A 302-nucleotide genomic window follows, 5' to 3' on the forward strand; every position below is an offset into this window, starting at 1 on the left:
CACGACCTGCAACGCAGGCTGGACCCCTTCCTGATGCTGGACGAATTCCGCTCGGACAATCCGGATGACTACATTGCCGGCTTCCCGGACCACCCGCACCGTGGCTTCGAAACCGTCACCTATATGCCTGTCTCTTATACACATCTCCGAGCCCACGAGACGAACGCAATAATCGCGTATGCCGTCTTCTGCGTGAAAAGGGGGGGGGGGGGGGGGGGGGGGGGGGGGGGGGGGGGGGGGGGGGGGGGGGGGGGGGGGGGGGGGGGGGGGGGGGGGGGGGGGGGGGGGGGGGGGGGGGGGGG

Annotated in this window: 1 protein-coding gene; it reads left to right on the plus strand. The window is 71.5% G+C overall.

What is annotated here, in order from left to right:
* On the plus strand, positions 1-302 hold a 302-nt coding region (locus tag JHD62_RS22785; protein ID WP_233161167.1), incomplete at both ends, for a pirin family protein.

Origin of the sequence: Aquitalea sp. ASV11 (genome assembly GCF_016429185.1) — a bacterium.
Lineage (GTDB): Bacteria > Pseudomonadota > Gammaproteobacteria > Burkholderiales > Chromobacteriaceae > Aquitalea > Aquitalea pelogenes.